Origin of the sequence: Bacillus sp. 22475 (genome assembly GCF_052044835.1) — a bacterium.
In the GTDB taxonomy this organism is placed as follows: domain Bacteria; phylum Bacillota; class Bacilli; order Bacillales; family Bacillaceae_G; genus Bacillus_A; species Bacillus_A cereus.
Window position 1 is genome coordinate 72,539 of record NZ_JBQENW010000017.1, and the last position, 17,771, is coordinate 90,309.

A 17,771-nucleotide genomic window follows, 5' to 3' on the forward strand; every position below is an offset into this window, starting at 1 on the left:
TTAAAAAGAAAAATGTAAACGTTTTATTAGGGGGGGAGAAAGTATGGGGAAGTTATTTTTAAAAATATGTTTTTTTGCATTAGTGACCGTATGTTCATTCGTAGCGAAAATATCATACGCTGAAGAGAGGCAACAAAATAATTATCCAATCATATTGGTGAATGGATTTGCTGGATGGGGGAGAGAAGAAATGCTTGGCGTAAAATATTGGGGTGGTGTTCATGATATACAGGAAGATTTGAAACGAAATGGTTATACGGTACATACCGCAGCTGTTGGACCTGTTTCTAGTAACTGGGATCGTGCATGTGAATTGTATGCACAAATTAGCGGTGGGACAGTAGACTATGGTGCAGTACATGCTGAGAAACATGGACATAATCGTTTTGGCAGAACTTATAGTGGTTTTGCGCCGAATTGGAGTGAAACAAATAAAGTTCATTTAGTTGGACATAGCATGGGTGGACAAACGATTAGAACATTAGTACAGCTATTAAAAGAAGGTAGTTTTGAAGAAAAGAATTATGTGAAAAATCACCCAGACACCAAAATATCACCACTATTTGAAGGCGGAAAATCATATGTTCATAGTGTTACAACATTAGCAACCCCTCACAACGGTACAACACTTGCGGATGGTAGTCTTCTACTGCCGTTCGTTAAAGATTTACTCATTACAGCTGCAAGCTTCGGAGGAAACAATAATTTATCGTTATATGATTTCAAATTGGATCAATGGGGTATAAAGAAGAATGCTGGAGAGTCCTTTTTCCAATATAGTAATCGTATTCTAAATAGTTCACTTTGGAATAATACAAAAGATATAAGTCAATGGGATTTAAGTACAGATGGTGCAAAGGAGTTAAATAATTGGGTAAAGACACAACCGGATGTGTATTACTTATCCTATAGTGGACATGCATCACAAGCAGCACCTATAACAGGTTTACATTTACCTCATATAACGATGAATAAAGTGTTGATGGGGAATGCATTTTTCTTAGGTTCTTATGCGAGATATGAAGAAAACCGTCCGTTAGTTGATACTTCTTGGTGGCAAAATGATGGTGTAGTAAATACAAATTCCATGATTGCACCATCTTCTAATGTTGCTGTAAATAATAATGAGTCATTACAGGTTGGAAAATGGAATCATATCGAAACGAAAGCGAATTGGGACCATCTCGACATGGTAGGGTTAAGTGTTTCAGACTCGTTAGGTTTTTCTAGCATTCAAGAGTTTTATAGAACAATTGCTGAAAAGCTATCACGTTTACCGAAATAGGTAATAATAAAGCGCTCTCGATGGAATTCGAGAGCGCTTTATATTATATTGAAAGAGGGATTTGGTAGAAAAATATGGGGGGATATTATGAAAATTCAAGTTGTATTATCAGGATACGGAACAGTAGGCAGAGAGTTTATAAAATTATTAAATGAAAAATATTCATATATATATGAAACATATGGGATTCAATTAGTTGTAAGTGGCGTATTAGGGAGAAATATTGCAATATATAATGAAGAAGGCTTATCTCTTCATCATTTATTGATGTATGGTGGCGGTACCGCTGCAATTGAAAAATATTTAGAGTATCATCCGAAGGAACGTGCAACAACTAGCATAAGTGGTACTGTATTGGTAGAATCAACAGTTACAAATCTTAAAGATGGAAATCCAGGGAAACAATATATGAAACAAGCGATTGAAAAACAGATGGATATAGTAGCAATTTCTAAAGGTGCGCTCGTTACAAACTGGAGAGAAATAAATGAAGCAGCAAAAGGCGCAAATATACGAATTCGATATAGCGGTGCAACAGCCGCTGCACTACCGACACTAGATATCGGACAATTTAGTTTAGCCGGTTGCAGTATTGAAAAAATAGAAGGAATATTAAATGGAACAACTAATTATATTCTTACGAAAATGTATGAGGAAGATATGACATTTGAAGAAGCACTGAAAGAAGCACAAAATAAAGGAATTGCTGAGACAAACCCTATATTAGATATAAGTGGTTCAGATAGTGCGTGTAAATTGTTACTTTTGACAAACAGCTTAATGGAAACAGAGAAAACACTTACTGATATACATATAAAAGGAATCGAGCACGTTACAAAACAGCAAATACAAAATGCTAAGAGACAACATAAAATTATCAAATTAATAGCATCAATATATAAGGATGAGGGTGGCAATGTGAATTTAAATGTTGAACCGTGCGAAATAGAAAAAGATCATCCGTTAGCAAAAGTAAATGGGACCGAAAAAGGAATTACGTTCTTTACAGATACGATGGGGCTAGTTACTACAATTGGCGGGGCTTCTAATCCACGAGGCGCAGCAGCTGCAGCTTTAAAAGATGTAATTAACTTATATCGAAAAGATTTGTAAGACCGTACCGCCCTTTATAAAAAATACATATGTCGTGGACCTTTTGAGAATGAAATAAATATGCAAAAATGATTGCAGGGGGTAAGGAATTGTTTAAGGATTTTAAAGTTGTTAAAGATCGTCCCGTTTATATTCAATTAAAAGACTATTTGAAAAAGATGATTATGAAAGGGCATTTGCTCGGGGATCAAAAAATCCCATCAACAAGGGAACTAAGTGAATTACTAAGTGTGAGTAGAAACACTGTACTCGCTGCTTATGCAGATTTAGAGCAAGAAGGACTCATTTATGCAGTTAAAGGAAAAGGGAACTTTGTTGCGAAGGTGGATATATCTAACACTTCGTCTGTTGAAATAGATTGGAAAAATAAACTTAATACAGTGACCGCATTAGCGGACGAATTAGATTTAATGAAACATGGTGTTCGTTGGGAAAAGGGAATGATTGTTTTTAATAGTATAGCCCCGGATGAGAAGCTATTTGATGTTGAAAATTTCAAAAGAGCTTTTCTTACTCGTATGTCCATTGAAGGGGACATCGTATTGAACTACGGATATGCAAAGGGATATAGACCGTTAATGAATTATTTACTTCATTACATGGAAATGAAAGGTGTAGACATTTCGAATAAAGATATTCTAATTACAAATGGATTTACAGAAGGATTGGATATTGTACTCTCTTCTTTATCAAAAAAATCCGGTCGTGTCATTTGTGAGAATCCAACTCACCATGCTGCACTTAAGCTTTTCCGTTTACATGGACTTGAAGTTCATGGGATTGATATGCATGAGGATGGTATTGATACGAATGAAGTTGAAAAAAGTTTGCGTGAAAAAGATTTTGATTTTGCTTATTTAATTCCTTCTTATCATAATCCAACCGGTATTGTTACGAGTTCAGAGAAAAGAACGGAATTGATGAGGTTATTCTCAAAATACAACGTTCCTATTATAGAGGACGGATTTAATGAAGAATTACGTTATTCAGGTTCACATTTAGCTCCATTATTAACTTTTGCTGGTGCTGGCAATAATGTGATTTATATTAGTAGCTTTTCAAAGGTACTTTTCCCTGGTTTACGTGTAGGGTGGATTATTGCAGATAAAGAGCTGATTCATTATTTAGAAAGCGTAAAAAGAGCAAGAACGATTCACACATCTACGCTAGATCAAGCTGTTCTGTTTCAATATTTACATGAGGGATATTTTGAAAGATATTTAAAAAAGGCAAGATCTGTTTATAAGAAAAAATATGAGTTAGCTGTCGGGGCATGTAACCAGTACATTCCTTTCAAAAGAATGACTGGAGATGGTGGACTGCATTTATTTATAGAGCTAGAAGAGCATATGAACGCCCGCACACTTTTACAAAAGTGTTATGAGAAAGGCGTTACGTTTTCACCTGGAGATGTTTTTTACTCTGATGGAGAAGGAGCGAACACTTTCCGATTAGGGTTTTCGCGCTTGAAAGAAGAAGAAATAGTTCGGGGAATTAAAATAATTGGTGATACATTAAAAAATGAAAATTGGAGTTGAGAAAATGAAAATCGGTGTTATTATGGGCGGGGTATCGTCTGAAAAACAAGTTTCAATTATGACCGGGAATGAAATGATTGCTCATTTAGATAAAAATAAGTATGAAATAGTCCCAATTACATTAAATGAAAAAATGGATTTAATTGAAAAAGCGAAAGACATTGACTTTGCATTGCTCGCATTACACGGAAAATACGGAGAAGATGGGACAGTTCAAGGAACACTGGAGAGTTTAGGGATTCCTTATAGCGGAAGTAATATGTTATCTAGTAGTATATGTATGGATAAAAATATTTCGAAAAAGATTTTACGTTATGAAGGTGTAGAAACACCAGATTGGATTGAACTTACAAAAATGGAGGATCTAAATCTTGATAGGTTAGATAAGTTAGGATTTCCATTAGTGGTAAAACCAAACTCTGGCGGATCGAGTGTCGGGGTGAAAATCGTTTACAATAAAAATGAATTGATCTCAATGCTAGAAACTGTATTCGAATGGGATTCTGAAGTAGTAATTGAGAAGTATATAAAAGGTGATGAAATTACATGTTCTATTCTGGATGGAAAACAGTTACCTATAGTTTCAATTCGACATGCAGCCGAGTTCTTTGATTACAATGCAAAATATGATGATACTAGTACAGTTGAGGAAGTTATCGAACTTCCAGCAGAAATTAATGAACGTGTAAATAAAGCTTCACTGGCTTGTTATAAAGCATTAAAATGTAGTGTTTATGCAAGAGTTGATATGATGGTGAAGGACGGAATTCCATATGTAATGGAAATTAATACATTACCAGGGATGACACAATCAAGCCTATTGCCCAAAAGTGCAGAAGCAGCGGGAATTAGTTATAGCAAACTATTAGATATGATTATTGAAACATCATTAAAAGTTAGAAAAGAAGAAGGGTTTTAAGGGAATTATATAACGAATTCTTTTGACAGTTTCACGAAGTATGCTATGATGAATACATTATAAAAACAAAATATTTATCCACTAGGGGGGCCTTTTATAGGCTGAGATCAAATGTGATTTTGAGACTCTTAGTACCTGATCTGGTTAATGCCAGCGTAGGGAAGTGGGAAAGACGTTGCTATTTAATGAGTAAATAAATACTGTCAATTTCACTTTCTTTACGCCTGTAAAGAAAGTTTTTTTATTTTACAGCTTTAATAATTGTGGATAAATACTTATATTTTATACATTATTGGAGGGATTTAAATGACTTTTTCACAATCATTACGTAAAGAAGTAGATTCAATTTGGGAAGCGAGTTTTAACCATCCTTTTGTAAAAAAACTTGGTGAAGGAACATTAGATTTAGCTAGTTTTCGCTATTATGTGCTTCAAGATTCATATTATTTGAGTCATTTTGCTAGAGTACAAACTTTAGGAGCTGCAAAAGCTCTTGAATTAGAGACGACAGCTCGTATGGCACATCATGCTCAAAATACATATGAGGCCGAGTTATCTTTACATGAGAATTTTGCTAAAAAACTAGGGATAACGAAAGAAGAAAAAGATAATTTTATTCCTGCGCCAACTGCATATGCGTATACTTCACATATGTATCGTGCTGCGTATGAAGGGCATTTAGGAGATATCATTGCAGCAATTTTACCTTGCTATTGGTTGTATTATGAAATTGGCGAACGCTTAAAAGAGTGCCAGCCGGAAGAGCCAATTTATAACGAATGGATTTCTGCTTATGGATCTGATTGGTTCCGTACGCTAGTTGAAGAACAAATTACACGTTTAGATACTATCGCTGAAAAAGTAACAGAGGCAGACCGCAAACGTATGAAACAGCATTTTATTATTAGCAGTCAATATGAATATTCATTTTGGGAAATGGCTTATACATTAGAAAAGTGGCCAGTGGATACAGACGTAAAAGACGTAATTGGATAAAGAATAGAAGTAATGTTATAGATAGGTATGGATCATACCTATCTATATATTTTTTCTTGTCAAATTTGCGTAAAGTCATTAGTGCTATGGATATGGCGAAATAGAATATCGATAATTTAGCTCATTTACTTGTCTACGCATTAACTGGATAAACTTCTGTCACATTTATTTTACAATCAAAGAACGTAAATGTTGGTGGTATGAAGTTAAATAAGAAAAGAAACCCGAGCTGTTAGCTGTAACGGAGTTGTTTTTTCTTTGCAGGAATTTCTAAATTATCATGGAGTGTTGTTAATACGATATGCAAATATGCATATCGTATTTTTTTGAGATCTTTATGTGTTAAAATCAGATATAGAGATATGGAAATATAAAGAAGCAAAAGCAGGAATATCCAATGAATTTTGAGAGGTGTTATATGTTTACAAATAAGAAATTAATTCGATTTGGTTTATCGTTGTTTGTATTTTTAGGGATAATTAATTTTACAATCAGCTATTTCCAAACATATCTTGAAACAGCAGCAGATATTAAATGGGTAATTCCAGAAATTTGGAAAACTATTTTGCTAGATGTTCCTCAAGGTATACTTGTTCTTTTAGGCGCAATTGCTTTATATGATTTCACAAAAGAGGCATCACAAAAAGACGCATCAATCTAAGTGTGTCTTTTTTCTATTAGGAATTTCATAGAGAGTTTTGCTGGAGAAATAGAATGAAAAGCCCTAATTAGGGCTTTTTTTGTTGGAATTTCTTATCCGTCATAGAAACCGGTCACTTGGAGGTGTTATAGCGAAAGCCATTTACAGTACAGAAAAATCTAAGTAGCAGATGGAAATATATAGGATATGGCATCATAATTATTGAGAAATTAATTGAACTTAGTAAGTATGAAGATATGACGCTAGAATTCATATTTTTTAATTTTTATTTATCCCGCTATTTGCCGGGCAGTAAGCCCCCCACCTCAAAATTCAGCGGAAGCAAAGAAGTTAGGTAGGGGATGAACAAAACCCCACTGATTAAAGTTTCACTTTATAAAAATGAGCCCATAGTAAAAATAGGTATATGAACAAGGTGCATCATCTAGTGATAAGTCATACTTTGTTGGTGTACGTATTGAACTTAGTTTATAGCGCTATTTCTACTTAGATGTAACGAACAGGAATATAGGGAAGTATCGATGAGGTTGTATTTTATAAACGGAGGTTATGAAAATGAATCAGTTTCAACAAGAACTACAAGCGTTAAGCCTTAATGATTACCGGTCTGGAAATATTGTCTATTGGGACCAGCAAAACCAATATCCATATTACTATATTGAAGATGCTGCTCGTCGCTGTGGCGGTTGTGGTCGTTGTGGCGGCTTCCGTTGTGGTGGCTTCCGTTGTGGTGGCTTCCGTTGTATTGGTTGCTTCGGTTGTTTTGGTTGCGGAGGCTGTGGCGGTTGTGGCGGCTGTGGTGGTTGCTCTAACTGTTTTGATGGTTTTACTGATACTACCGGTACTATTGTAACGTATGAATATTGATAACATCTATCTTGCTAGTTGCGGGCAGTAACATCCCCCAAAAAATTCAGCGAGAGCAAAGAGAAGTTAGGTGGCGGACTGCCCATAAAAGCCCGATTGGTGAGAGCTGATTAAAGTTTCACTTTATCAATTAAAAAACATTAGTTTTATATATGTACGTGCCGACAAAAAATATAGCCATTATTAATGGATATATTCAATCATTCAAGTGAAAGAGTAACAATAAGATATATAGATGTAATCAAGAGGTGATTGATAAAGCAATGACTAGATTTAAAATCTAATCATTGCTTTTTTCTTATGGTTTTATCATCAAATATCTGTCTGGTTTAGGGATTGATTTCTTCTAGCTAATGAATTTATTACAACTTTGTAAGGTTAATGTAATGTTAATCGATAGTAAGTGAAGATGCTTGAGTGTAATTTAAATAAGATTAAAAAGTACTGTTTATCTATAAAATAATTGGGTAAATAATATGTAATTAGGAAGTGTATGAATATGATTGAACTAAAATCTATTATCCATTCGTATAAACTAAAGAGAAAAATAGCTAAAGATTTATACGGAAAAAGAGATGAATTGACACTGTTATTAAATGAATTTAATAAAATGAAATGTACAGTAACATCTGAAAAGAAGAAAAACAATATATTATCTCGTTTGCAACTAATTTATCAAAATATGAAATTAGATAAGCAGTATCCTCTATCAGTTGCTTTTGATAGTAAATTATTGGAGCGATTAGAAAAAGAATCTGTACATACTATTGAGGATGGTGTAACATGTTTACATCTAATGTTAGATGTGAATTATGAGAAAATAAAACAATATGGTTCGAGTACAAGTAGGTCATTTGTTCCATTATCGCAGTCTTCTATTTGTCTTGCTGATTGTATTTGTTTAACAGGAGTTGTAGTAGGTTTACTAGGAGCAATTTCATTTGGGGGATTACTGTTATCTATATGTTCAATTACATAAAGGTTGATATTTGTAAAAAGGGCACCGAATTAAGGTGTTCTTTTTTGGTTTTTTTGTAAAGTTATTGTAAATGATAAGTACAATGTATTAGGTGTAATGTATAATTCGAATGTATTGAAATACAAATACAATAGAGGTGTTATACATGATAATTACTTTGAATTTTTAAAAGAGTCGGTTTGATAATAATTTATGTAGATAAACAGTTTTTACGTTTCTTTTAAATACTTGGTTTAAATGGATTAGATTAAGTAACTATTGTTCTAGCTTTTTGATAATCAAGACAACTGAAGAAAGGAAGGAATCATTTTATGAAAAAATTAAGGTTGCTAACATTTGAAAATATAGTAGAACCCCTTTTAAATGAAAAGGTATCATTTATATACTTTCCTATTGAATGGCTGGACATCGTAGAGATACATTATAAGACATTTTTATTAACGAGTAAGTTGAAACGTTTGAATGAAAGATTGTATGATATGTTTTCGGATATATTGTTTATTCAGCATAACCCGTACGTATTAAATGAAAATACACCATGGATTGTATCGAAAGAACCTATTAGACAAGAGCAGCTCGATTATATTTTTCAAAGTTGGTATGAGATTATTCATGATTGGAAACCAAATAGATTAGTAGAACCACCAAAATATGAATGGCAATCCGATTTGATTTCTAATTTGCCAGTACTACATGATAATGAAACGTATTCTAAGTGGGTGCCCGCTTTAATCTCACATATTTTTTGTGAGCGTCCTATATATTTAGAAAATACAAATGAAGAAGAAATCTATTTTTCCCCTCTTAGATCACAAAATATTTGTGAGGCGATGTCTGGGCCGATAAAAGATGAAAAAACACAAGATTTTTTCTCCTATGTATATCGATTCGAATGCATAACCCGCGGTGGTGAGAACGCTCCATTATTAAATATTTCAATAGGGATTCGGAGATTTTATCAAGAATATAAGATGATAGGTTAAACAAACCTTGATATAACAACGTTTGTTTGACCTGTTTTTATGAATTGCAAACATTTTGCAAACATACGTTATCCAAAGATGCTTTTACCAAAGTTTTTAACGGCTTCTTCTTGCATATTCGGTAAAACATGAGAATAGATACTTAATGTCATTGAAATATCTGTATGACCTAATCTCTCACTGATGATTTTAGGGTTAACTCCTTGTTTAAATAGTATAGTTGCATGTGTATGTCTTAAATCATGGAATTTAATTTCTTTTATACCTACTTTGTGTGTCGCCCTAATGAAACCTTTTCTGAAAGGTGCTCTTTTTATGATTCTTCCAAACTCATTACAATTTATTAAATCTTGATCTAGATAAGCAGAACCAAACCTTAATTTCTCTTTATTAATTAAAATTTTATGTTTTTTTAAGGCGGCTATTGTTTCATTAGGTACAGGAATTGTGCGTTTTGACGAATTTGTTTTTGCAGTTTTTTTGATTTTATTGTCATGACCAGATGTTTGATTTATTGTAACGGTATGTTTTTCAAAATCAATGTCCTGCCATCGTAACCCTAGAACTTCTCCTAGACGCATACCTGTAGTTATTGCAAGTAGATACCCAATGTGATATCGTGATTCTTGTGAATGAGCTAAAAATTTTTTTACTTCTTCCTCTGTCCAAGTCTGGATAGGGGTTTTTTCTTTTTTAGGTATCTCAGCAAAATCTGCTGGATTTCGAGACATAATATTTTGTTTTACGGCTAGGTTTAAAGCGCTCTTTAAAATTCTATGCATAAGCAGAATAGAATTGCTTGCAATCCCTTTATCTAGCGCAGTCTTATAGCATTTTTGAATGTGCATAACATTTAATTTATGAAGCGCGACCATTCCTATACTAGGTATAACATGTTGGTTGATAAATGCCCTATAGCCAGCAAAGGTACTCTTTTCTATACTCATACTTTTAATTTCTAGCCAATGATTTAGATAATCTTTTAACGTAACTTTAGATGGCTCTATAAAAGTTCCTTCATTCAACTCTGTAATCTTCTTTGCTACATCGGCCTGTGCTTCTTTTTTTGTCTTATATCCAGAAAACCACTTCTGTCTTCTTTTTCCTGTCTCTGGATCAGGACCGATATCAATAACGATGCAATATTTATTTCCTCTTTTTCGAATATGTCCTTTCACTTAAAACACTCCTTCATTTTGTTTTGAATCATGTTGTATAAGTCTAGTTGTAATTTTGCTGCTATGAAAATTACATGTTTGGACATATCAGCGATGGGTATATTTTACCATATTTAGATTATTATTAAGGAATAAAAAAAGAGCCATAGGGCCTCTTTTTTTGCTGTATTCATGGAAATAAAATTAAAAGCGTTTGATAAATAGCTGCAATAGTACATGTGATGTGGTTGTTAAAATACTAGCTAACCATTATATATATTATATTAAGTTTAATGAGTGGAAGAAATATTATTATTATCCAATATAAAAGAATACTTTGTTATATTAATTATTAAACTTTCTCAATAATTTTCAGATTAGCAAATAAATAAAATTCCTAATTTTTGTGATATTATGAAAATAACTAAAAAATGGACATAAAAAAGACCCATGACTGTGTAAGTAGTGCTGCAACACCCCTACACCGTCTCCCTAACCACAGTAGGGAAAACAACTGTCATAAGTCTTCGTACATTAGTATAACACACAACTTAGATATAATGACACGTTTCTCTGTAAATGTAAAAACTAGGGATGACGTGTCTTTTGTCCATAAGGAGGACAAAGATTGTGCAAGTTTTATTGGATTTTAACGATATGCAAGAAAGTCTAAAATTATCCGGTTATACAAATAGGAAATTAGCGATACGTTTTAAAGTAACACACACAACTGTAAATAGTTATTTTAATAAAAAGGGTAAATTTGATTTTATGCACTTTGTGGATGCACTTAGGTTATATAAGCCTAAAGATATTAAGTTTAGAAGAAACTGCATCAAAGAGTGCATACCAACACTTTCACACAAAAATTTAAAATTAGCATTAGAAGTGTTAGATATGTTTGGAGAATATGAACTTCAAGATATGATTATGCAACAGATAAATAAATTTAAGAGCAAACAAACCGAGACTGAAAAAGAAATGAAAAAAGGTATTTCGAAAACAGTACGAATAAACTTAAACTTGGTTCCTTTATACCAAACATTGCGAGAAAGAAGTGAAAATACGATTACACCTAAGGTGTTCTTTGAGAAAGTTGATAAAATGAGAAAAAATCAAAAATATATTGATAATGAACTTGTAATAATGTTGATGCTAAACACAATATATTCTTTTTTTGATTTAGGTAATTACAAGATGGTGAATGAATATATTCAACAATTATTACCTGATATTATAAAAATTAAATGTCGCTCTTTAAGAGATTCATTTTTGTTAAGAATAAAAGAAATGGAGATTTTTGTGAATCTTCATGAAAATAAGTTAAGAGAATCTCGTCAAAAATGTTTTGATATAATAAACGACGAGACAAATTGTTATGTCAGTACTAAGGCGGTAGCGTATTGTAAAATTGGAGAAAGTTATGTTTTCTCCAATTATCAGAAAGCTAAAGAGTACATGGAAAATTCACTAAAAGTTATTGGTGATCCACCTAATAAGAAACTAGAATTAAGGAGAGAAAAAGTACTTAATACATTTTTGTTTTTAAGAATATACCATAAGAGAGATTTACATACTATTAACTTTGATGATTTAGATGAAGCCGAGAGAGCCTTTTTATATGTAAGGTTAGGTGAGAATGAAAAAGCAATTAGAATTTTACAGACCTTAAAAAGTAACAACGGTTATCTTAGTAGTTTTCAATTGTATTATATGGGGCTCGCGGTTGGAGGCAAAGAAGGGAAAAGATACTTAGAACTATCCCTTGAAAGTTTTTCTAAATCAGGTGATTTCTTCTATATGTTTCTACCAAAAGAAGCATTGAAATGTTATAATTAAACTATACATAAAAGGTGGTGAAGCACTTGAAAAATAAGTTTGTAAAAGTAGTGTTATCTATTGTAGTTGTAGCTTGTTTTTCTATCACAACTTTTCAAGTGACAGAAAAAGATAAAGTACAAAGCGCTAAAGAACAAAAAACAATTCTATACATGATTGATCCAGGTCCCGGAGGCGGATAATTATATAAATACAAGAAATGACACTATCTAATAGATAGTGTCATTTCTGCTTTAAAGGGAATGGAAACATTTTGACTGGAACGACAAAAACTTTCCACTTTTAGAAAGTTCACGTATAAATAACAGGATGCAAGGGGGAACTAGTAGTGACAAAAGAAGAAATTGTAATGCTATTCTTAGATACAGTAAAGGAATTCGCTCCTGAAAAATTAGAGGAATATATTGCAGAGATTAAAAAAAATAGCCTATCCTAATTTGAGAGGCTATTTTTCCATTTTCTTATGATGTTTATTCAGAGCTTGAGCGATAGCTAACATCTGGTCTAATGCCATATCTTCTTTATCTTTTGGGAGAGGTTCTAGCCATGCCATAATTTCTTTAAATTTCTCGTATTTATTATCATCCTTGTTTGCTTCGTTATTTTCTCCATATAAGTAGTTCACAGGAACTGCAAATCTTTTCGCTATTTTTTCTATTGTCTCACGACTCGGGAAGGCTTTTCCATTTTCGAATTTTGAAACGGTACCCTTAGTAAGATCTACTTCTTTACCAAATTGTTCTTGGTTCATTTTATGTTCTAAACGAATTTGTTTTATTCTATCTTTCATATCCATAAAAAAACTCCCCTTATTACGACTTTTCGATAATCCTAAATCCTATTAAGTTTATTATAAAGTTTCCTGACAAGAAACGTAAAGAACAAAAAAGTTTCCTATTCTGAAATTTTTTATAAAAAACACTTGAAGTTTCATACAATGAAACATATAATGAACTTGTAAGCATCAGAAGGGAGTGATCAGATGCAAACCGATACACCTAAAACAGAACTTCAAAAAGCATTTGAAGAATCTGGACTTAAATATCATGAACTAGCTAAAAGGGTAGGGATATCGAAGTCATATTGCTATAAAATAATCAATTGGAATTTAAGGGTTTACTATGATGTAGCAGTTAATATATCTAAAGTATTGGGAAAGGAAACAACTATATTATTTAAGGAACAAGAAAAAAATTTTAAACAATAAGTTTCATTGTATGAAACTAACTTAAAAGGAGTGAAAGAAAATGGGTTTAGAACAATTTATTAAAGAATCTATTCGTGAAATTGTAAGAGAGGAAATCAGATCAGCAATAGCTGACTTACAACAACAATCACAACCAAATAAGGTTATGCGAGTGAAAGAAGCCGCAGCTTATCTCAACATTGCGGTTTGTAGAATGTATGAATTAGCAAATCACCCTAGGTTTCCAGTAATAAGAGAAGGGCGTAAACTACTTTTTCTGCAAAAGGATTTAGAAGCTTGGCTTGAGGCACAAAAGGGGGTGATTTAGTGGAAGATACAACATCATTAGTTATATTCGCAATGTTTATCGCATGTAGTGCATGGTTGCTTTACATTACTTATGAACCAATAAAACAATGGGCTTGGAGTGACGTAGAACAAAATAAAAAGACCCACTGCAATGGATCCTTTTCTAAAAAATAAGTTGTTCTAAGTATACCACGGAAAGTAGGGAAATAGTACATGGATTTAATCGAATATCAAGTGCTATTACCTAATAAGTTTTGGGACTTAGCAAAAAGCAAAGCTGAATTAAAAAATATGATACAGCAATATTTCAGTGTTTGTTATCCGCATTATAGAATTCAACGAATTATCAAAAGCGGACAAGCATATATTGCAATTTGTACTAGGAGGTAAAAAGATGGCGATATTTAGACAAGTACACACTTCATTTTGGAATGATGTGAAAGTGCAAGAAGATTTCACACCAGAAGATAAGTACTTTTTCTTATATTTATTAACTAATCCACAAACTAAACAAATTGGTGTGTATCAAATAACAAAAAAACAAATGGCTTTTGAAACAGGTTATTCACATGAAACTATAAAGGCTTTGATGCAACGTTTCGAAGACTATCACAAGATAATAAAATACGATAATGAAACCAGAGAATTAGTCATTTTTAATTGGGGAAAATACAACCTAAAAAAAGCTGGAAAACCAGTTGAAGATTTAATTAAGAAAGAATTAAAAGAAGTGAAAAATATATCTTTGTTGATTCCAATCTGCAAACATATAGAGCAAAAGTCCATAAAGAAGCTAATTGAAACGTTTATTCACGACTCGTATAACGATACGTTAACGAACCGTGGCACGATTGGGGGACAAGAAGAAGAACAAGAAAAAGAAATAAAAAAAGAAGAAAAAGAAGAAAAAGAAGGACCTTTAGTAGTAGAAAATCTCGCAATCGATTTTTATATGAAAAATTTCGGACATATCTCTCCATTCATGGGAGAAGAAATTAATCAATGGATAGATGAACTTAATCAATCGTTAGTAGTGGAAGCAATGAAAATTACTTTAGAAAACAATAAACGTAATTGGTCTTATACAAAAGGAATTTTAAAAGATTGGCATCAACAAGGTTTTAAAACAATTCAAGATGTAGAAGTAGCACAAGCATCATTTCGAAGACAACAACAAAGCAAAAAACGTACTGGTAAAGGTTATGCTAATCGAACTGAAGTTGTACCAGATTGGTTACATCAACAGAAAGAAATTAAACCAGTGCAACAACCACAGCAAGTTTCAAACGAGGATCTCGAGGATAATAAGAAACGTTTGGATGAGATTCTAAATAAATATAAAAATACTAAAGGGGAGTAAAGTATGAAAAACACAGGTGTTGCAAGAAAAGTGGACGAGCTAGGTCGTGTAGTAATTCCAGTAGAGTTACGCAGAACTTTAGGGATTGTCGAAGGTACGGAACTAGATTTTCATGTTGAGGGTGAAAACATTGTTCTAAGAAAATATGAAAAGTCATGCTTTGTAACGGGTGAAGTTTCTGAAACCAACATAGAGTTGCTAGGTGGCCGAATGTTTTTAAGCAAGAAAGGGGCAATTGAATTACTGGATCTTATTCAGAAGAGTGGGATGGCACATGCCTAAGCAACTAAACATTTTCGATGTAGAGCCAGCAATTTGTGAGTTCGATGTAATGAAGGCAAATGTGAAGAGAGGAACTGGACGCACTACATACGCTGACGTACGCGTCCAAGTTCCAACGAATGCAAAGTGTACGGATGAATTACCACGCACAACTAAACAAGATGATCGTTATGACATGTTTGAACAATATGTAATGGCAATATGGAGATTTCAAAGAGCTGTAGATAAGTTTTTCAATTGGGATACAGCTGAAGAATTGTGTAAGGCAGCAAGGGATAAAAAAGAAATAATTCCGGTAAGGGTTTATTTAGGAAGTGGATTTAAACCTGATGTTGTCGAGTACATGCCGTAGTAAAAGGGAGAGGGACATATGAAAAAAATAGAAATTGATGTTAGCAGCAACAAACTTTTAATAGTAAAGGACGGAAATGTAACAGCAGTAAATCCACCAATGAGCGGATTCGGTGAGCAAGTTGCGGTTTGGGTAAACGGGAAAGTTGATCGTGTGGATACTAAGTTTACTGAAAAGATAAAATAATCATTTTTTAAAAAGTAGGTTCGCTTATGAGTGTAGCAAGAAATCATGAAGCGATGAAGGAATCACGTTTAAAAATATACATCGCTTTAGAAGAAGCTAACTTCATTTGGGATGAAAGAGATGTATTACGTTTTCGTGAAATGTGGAGTCAAGGTATGTGTTTACCGAAGATGGCAAAAGCGTTAAGGAGACATCAAGCGGAAGTCGCGCTTCTTGTAATAGATCAAGCTGATAAGTATTTAATTGAAAATCGTCCGATTGGATTAGGGGTTTGCTAAATAGGAAGGGGAAATCAAAATGAACTTAACTAGAATATTCGGAATGCAAGAAGTATTGGATACAAGAATCATCAAGGAGCATGGATTGGAAGGGCAAAATTTATTTTACAATATGATTCTTGCTTTACAGGTTGAAATTGGAGAACTTGCAAATGAAACAAGATGCTTTAAGCATTGGACCAATAAAGGATCTAGTGAAAAAGAAGTTATTTTAATGGAGTATGTAGATGGATTTCATTTTATAGCTTCACTAGGGAATGGCATCGGATTTAATCCTAATGAATATAGCCTGAAATTATTAGAACACAATACAAACGTCTATACGGCAAGTACGTTAGTCAATCAATTTAACAATGTATATGAAGGTATATCGGAATTTCGTGCAACTCAAGATATTGAGCTTTATGAAGAATTATTGTACTCGTTTTTAGGATTAGGTAAGAAATTAGGATTCACATTTGAAGAAATTGGACAAGGTTATTATAAAAAGAATGAAGTGAACCACCAGCGCCAGGATAATGGATATTAAGATCAAATTTGAATTTTATTAAGAAAGTGGACTAAAAGCGTTGATAACTAGATGGGAAAAGAGAGCATCATCACTGAAATAAAAAAGCCCTGCACACAGGGCATCTAAAAGATACCTTAGCAATAACGACGATTAGGGGGACGTATTAGCTAAGGTATCTGGATGGATGGCTGCATACTAAGTATGCAATCAAGAGCATTGTTGAATGTATTGGGATATTCAACACGTTAAGAATAACATGAAATTTCAGTTAATTCATCCGGTAAATTTGTCCAAAAAAGATGCTTCTATAAAAGTTTTTCACCTAAGAATTGGATTCATGGATCTTAACAAAAGCGTTATTTTATTATAGATAAATAGGTGACTCAGCAATTGTGCTAGCCGAGTCACCTAGTACTATCGAACCAAATCATGTTCTTTATCTATATGTAGTTATGTTGAGTTCCTAGAGGCTAGCCCCCAAAAAACAGTTAAAGGACAAAGAAAATCATTTTAGAGAGTTTTACATTTTATTATGTTAATGCTACAACAGCAAGAGTTAAGCCCAACGTATTTAATGTATTAGAATATGGTCCTACATTAACAGTAAGAGTACTTGTTATACCTGGAGGTGTAGTGAAAATAGCGGGTGCTGATACAGAAGTGAATCCTGCAGTATATCCCAGAGAAGTACCAGAGCCAATGATTGGATTATTATTAAGATACATAGTGATACCTGCCGAATTACCTCCTGGTTGAATGATAACTTGCACTTCATAGATTGCCAAATAGGTTCTTCCACCTTCAAGTAAAACAGTTGTTGGTGGTGTGAATGAGATTGCCGTACCATTAGAATTTACCACGGTATCTAGTGGAATCGCAGAATTTACCGAGACTATTGATGGGGTAGTTTGAACAACATTTAAACTGTTAGCCGTGGGGGATGGACAAGTGCAAGGTTTGTGAATGTTAG

The 17,771-nt window shown here is 33.2% G+C and carries 24 protein-coding genes, 1 pseudogene and 1 riboswitch; of the genes and pseudogenes, 22 read left to right on the forward strand and 3 right to left on the reverse strand.

The genetic code is table 11. The features are described 5' to 3' along the window. The first annotated feature begins 43 nt into the window (after window positions 1-43). The 10 genes and pseudogenes from ACTJJY_RS22435 (at window position 44) to ACTJJY_RS22480 (ending at window position 9,341) form a co-directional block, all read left to right on the forward strand. Entirely contained in the window at window positions 44-1,285 is a 1,242-nt protein-coding gene (locus tag ACTJJY_RS22435; protein ID WP_440606583.1) for an esterase/lipase family protein, read from the forward strand. 87 nt (window positions 1,286-1,372) lie between these two features. Beyond that, a complete protein-coding gene (locus tag ACTJJY_RS22440; protein ID WP_440606584.1) occupies window positions 1,373-2,398 on the forward strand; it encodes a homoserine dehydrogenase in 1,026 nt (341 codons plus the stop codon). An 89-nt stretch (window positions 2,399-2,487) separates the two neighbouring features. Further along, complete coding sequence (gene pdxR / locus ACTJJY_RS22445; RefSeq protein ID WP_440606585.1) at window positions 2,488-3,936, forward strand: MocR-like pyridoxine biosynthesis transcription factor PdxR; 1,449 nt, start codon at window positions 2,488-2,490, stop codon at window positions 3,934-3,936. 4 nt (window positions 3,937-3,940) lie between these two features. Further along, a complete protein-coding gene (locus ACTJJY_RS22450) occupies window positions 3,941-4,855 on the forward strand; it encodes a D-alanine--D-alanine ligase (RefSeq protein WP_440606600.1) in 915 nt (304 codons plus the stop codon). 73 nt (window positions 4,856-4,928) lie between these two features. Further along, a riboswitch (TPP riboswitch) is annotated at window positions 4,929-5,034 on the forward strand. A 127-nt stretch (window positions 5,035-5,161) separates the two neighbouring features. Further along, the gene (gene tenA / locus ACTJJY_RS22455; protein ID WP_000144509.1) at window positions 5,162-5,851 is read left to right on the forward strand and encodes a thiaminase II; all 690 of its coding nucleotides are present in this window, start codon (window positions 5,162-5,164) and stop codon (window positions 5,849-5,851) included. Window positions 5,852-6,248: 397 nt separating this feature from the next. Next, window positions 6,249-6,512: a DUF3937 domain-containing protein gene (locus tag ACTJJY_RS22460; protein WP_002082716.1), complete on the forward strand. Its 264-nt coding sequence runs from the start codon at window positions 6,249-6,251 to the stop codon at window positions 6,510-6,512. Window positions 6,513-7,067: 555 nt separating this feature from the next. After that, window positions 7,068-7,379, forward strand: a complete 312-nt coding sequence (locus tag ACTJJY_RS22465) for a heterocycloanthracin/sonorensin family bacteriocin (RefSeq protein WP_259383413.1) — start codon at window positions 7,068-7,070, stop codon at window positions 7,377-7,379. Between the two features lie 134 nt (window positions 7,380-7,513). After that, window positions 7,514-7,663 (forward strand): annotated as a pseudogene (locus ACTJJY_RS22470) (site-specific integrase); the annotation flags it as partial. A gap of 209 nt (window positions 7,664-7,872) precedes the next feature. Continuing rightward, window positions 7,873-8,358 (forward strand): homoserine dehydrogenase, encoded by a 486-nt coding sequence (locus ACTJJY_RS22475; RefSeq protein WP_440606586.1) that lies wholly within the window; start codon window positions 7,873-7,875, stop codon window positions 8,356-8,358. A gap of 311 nt (window positions 8,359-8,669) precedes the next feature. Continuing rightward, a complete protein-coding gene (locus ACTJJY_RS22480; protein WP_000736204.1) occupies window positions 8,670-9,341 on the forward strand; it encodes a pPIWI_RE module domain-containing protein in 672 nt (223 codons plus the stop codon). Window positions 9,342-9,409: 68 nt separating this feature from the next. Here the strand turns inward: ACTJJY_RS22480 and ACTJJY_RS22485 are convergent, their stop codons facing one another. After that, window positions 9,410-10,519, reverse strand: a complete 1,110-nt coding sequence (locus tag ACTJJY_RS22485; protein ID WP_098680132.1) for a tyrosine-type recombinase/integrase — start codon at window positions 10,517-10,519, stop codon at window positions 9,410-9,412. A gap of 609 nt (window positions 10,520-11,128) precedes the next feature. On the opposite strand from ACTJJY_RS22485, the gene ACTJJY_RS22490 reads away from it, so the two are divergent. Both ACTJJY_RS22490 and ACTJJY_RS22495 read left to right on the forward strand, forming a co-directional pair. After that, window positions 11,129-12,337 carry an AimR family lysis-lysogeny pheromone receptor gene (locus tag ACTJJY_RS22490; protein WP_440606587.1) on the forward strand — a complete coding sequence of 403 codons (1,209 nt, stop codon included), beginning with the start codon at window positions 11,129-11,131 and terminating at the stop codon, window positions 12,335-12,337. Between the two features lie 26 nt (window positions 12,338-12,363). Then, window positions 12,364-12,519 (forward strand): hypothetical protein, encoded by a 156-nt coding sequence (locus ACTJJY_RS22495; RefSeq protein WP_000790840.1) that lies wholly within the window; start codon window positions 12,364-12,366, stop codon window positions 12,517-12,519. A gap of 263 nt (window positions 12,520-12,782) precedes the next feature. Here the strand turns inward: ACTJJY_RS22495 and ACTJJY_RS22500 are convergent, their stop codons facing one another. After that, on the reverse strand, window positions 12,783-13,133 hold the full coding sequence (locus tag ACTJJY_RS22500; protein ID WP_000367267.1) for a helix-turn-helix transcriptional regulator: 351 nt from the start codon (window positions 13,131-13,133) through the stop codon (window positions 12,783-12,785). 186 nt (window positions 13,134-13,319) lie between these two features. On the opposite strand from ACTJJY_RS22500, the gene ACTJJY_RS22505 reads away from it, so the two are divergent. From ACTJJY_RS22505 to ACTJJY_RS22550, 10 genes are read left to right on the forward strand one after another with little or no spacing between them, the layout of a single operon-like run. Next, a complete protein-coding gene (locus ACTJJY_RS22505) occupies window positions 13,320-13,544 on the forward strand; it encodes a helix-turn-helix domain-containing protein (protein WP_001192731.1) in 225 nt (74 codons plus the stop codon). Between the two features lie 40 nt (window positions 13,545-13,584). Next, entirely contained in the window at window positions 13,585-13,851 is a 267-nt protein-coding gene (locus ACTJJY_RS22510) for a helix-turn-helix domain-containing protein (RefSeq protein ID WP_440606588.1), read from the forward strand. Beyond that, window positions 13,851-14,006: a hypothetical protein gene (locus tag ACTJJY_RS22515; protein ID WP_440606589.1), complete on the forward strand. Its 156-nt coding sequence runs from the start codon at window positions 13,851-13,853 to the stop codon at window positions 14,004-14,006. Before ACTJJY_RS22510 ends, ACTJJY_RS22515 begins: the two co-directional genes overlap by 1 nt. 39 nt (window positions 14,007-14,045) lie before the next feature. Next, entirely contained in the window at window positions 14,046-14,222 is a 177-nt protein-coding gene (locus ACTJJY_RS22520; RefSeq protein WP_440606590.1) for a hypothetical protein, read from the forward strand. A 4-nt stretch (window positions 14,223-14,226) separates the two neighbouring features. Beyond that, window positions 14,227-15,192, forward strand: a complete 966-nt coding sequence (locus tag ACTJJY_RS22525; protein WP_440606591.1) for a DnaD domain-containing protein — start codon at window positions 14,227-14,229, stop codon at window positions 15,190-15,192. Window positions 15,193-15,195: 3 nt separating this feature from the next. Further along, window positions 15,196-15,474: an AbrB/MazE/SpoVT family DNA-binding domain-containing protein gene (locus tag ACTJJY_RS22530; protein WP_440606592.1), complete on the forward strand. Its 279-nt coding sequence runs from the start codon at window positions 15,196-15,198 to the stop codon at window positions 15,472-15,474. Continuing rightward, window positions 15,467-15,826, forward strand: coding sequence for a cell division protein SepF (locus ACTJJY_RS22535; protein ID WP_440606593.1), 360 nt, complete (start codon window positions 15,467-15,469; stop codon window positions 15,824-15,826). The genes ACTJJY_RS22530 and ACTJJY_RS22535 overlap by 8 nt, the downstream gene beginning before the upstream one ends. A gap of 18 nt (window positions 15,827-15,844) precedes the next feature. Continuing rightward, a complete protein-coding gene (locus ACTJJY_RS22540; protein ID WP_000717826.1) occupies window positions 15,845-16,012 on the forward strand; it encodes a DUF3954 domain-containing protein in 168 nt (55 codons plus the stop codon). Window positions 16,013-16,038: 26 nt separating this feature from the next. Next, entirely contained in the window at window positions 16,039-16,290 is a 252-nt protein-coding gene (locus ACTJJY_RS22545; RefSeq protein WP_440606594.1) for a helix-turn-helix domain containing protein, read from the forward strand. Window positions 16,291-16,309: 19 nt separating this feature from the next. Beyond that, window positions 16,310-16,819: a dUTP diphosphatase gene (locus ACTJJY_RS22550; RefSeq protein ID WP_440606595.1), complete on the forward strand. Its 510-nt coding sequence runs from the start codon at window positions 16,310-16,312 to the stop codon at window positions 16,817-16,819. Between the two features lie 512 nt (window positions 16,820-17,331). On the opposite strand, the gene ACTJJY_RS22555 is transcribed toward ACTJJY_RS22550, so the two are convergent. Then, a partial coding sequence (locus tag ACTJJY_RS22555; RefSeq protein WP_440606596.1) for a hypothetical protein occupies window positions 17,332-17,771 on the reverse strand: 440 nt, incomplete at its 5' end.

Bases quoted from the DNA above. Each gene is read 5' to 3' on its own strand.
- ACTJJY_RS22435 (WP_440606583.1), top strand. From the start codon at position 44: ATGGGGAAGTTATTTTTAAAAATATGTTTTTTTGCATTAGTGACCGTA.
- ACTJJY_RS22440 (WP_440606584.1), top strand. From the start codon at position 1,373: ATGAAAATTCAAGTTGTATTATCAGGATACGGAACAGTAGGCAGAGAG.
- ACTJJY_RS22450 (WP_440606600.1), top strand. From the start codon at position 3,941: ATGAAAATCGGTGTTATTATGGGCGGGGTATCGTCTGAAAAACAAGTT.
- tenA (WP_000144509.1), top strand. From the start codon at position 5,162: ATGACTTTTTCACAATCATTACGTAAAGAAGTAGATTCAATTTGGGAA.
- ACTJJY_RS22460 (WP_002082716.1), top strand. From the start codon at position 6,249: ATGAATTTTGAGAGGTGTTATATGTTTACAAATAAGAAATTAATTCGA.
- ACTJJY_RS22465 (WP_259383413.1), top strand. From the start codon at position 7,068: ATGAATCAGTTTCAACAAGAACTACAAGCGTTAAGCCTTAATGATTAC.
- ACTJJY_RS22475 (WP_440606586.1), top strand. From the start codon at position 7,873: ATGAATATGATTGAACTAAAATCTATTATCCATTCGTATAAACTAAAG.
- ACTJJY_RS22480 (WP_000736204.1), top strand. From the start codon at position 8,670: ATGAAAAAATTAAGGTTGCTAACATTTGAAAATATAGTAGAACCCCTT.
- ACTJJY_RS22500 (WP_000367267.1), bottom strand. From the start codon at position 13,133: ATGGATATGAAAGATAGAATAAAACAAATTCGTTTAGAACATAAAATG.
- ACTJJY_RS22505 (WP_001192731.1), top strand. From the start codon at position 13,320: ATGCAAACCGATACACCTAAAACAGAACTTCAAAAAGCATTTGAAGAA.
- ACTJJY_RS22510 (WP_440606588.1), top strand. From the start codon at position 13,585: ATGGGTTTAGAACAATTTATTAAAGAATCTATTCGTGAAATTGTAAGA.
- ACTJJY_RS22520 (WP_440606590.1), top strand. From the start codon at position 14,046: ATGGATTTAATCGAATATCAAGTGCTATTACCTAATAAGTTTTGGGAC.
- ACTJJY_RS22525 (WP_440606591.1), top strand. From the start codon at position 14,227: ATGGCGATATTTAGACAAGTACACACTTCATTTTGGAATGATGTGAAA.
- ACTJJY_RS22530 (WP_440606592.1), top strand. From the start codon at position 15,196: ATGAAAAACACAGGTGTTGCAAGAAAAGTGGACGAGCTAGGTCGTGTA.
- ACTJJY_RS22535 (WP_440606593.1), top strand. From the start codon at position 15,467: ATGCCTAAGCAACTAAACATTTTCGATGTAGAGCCAGCAATTTGTGAG.
- ACTJJY_RS22540 (WP_000717826.1), top strand. From the start codon at position 15,845: ATGAAAAAAATAGAAATTGATGTTAGCAGCAACAAACTTTTAATAGTA.
- ACTJJY_RS22545 (WP_440606594.1), top strand. From the start codon at position 16,039: ATGAGTGTAGCAAGAAATCATGAAGCGATGAAGGAATCACGTTTAAAA.
- ACTJJY_RS22550 (WP_440606595.1), top strand. From the start codon at position 16,310: ATGAACTTAACTAGAATATTCGGAATGCAAGAAGTATTGGATACAAGA.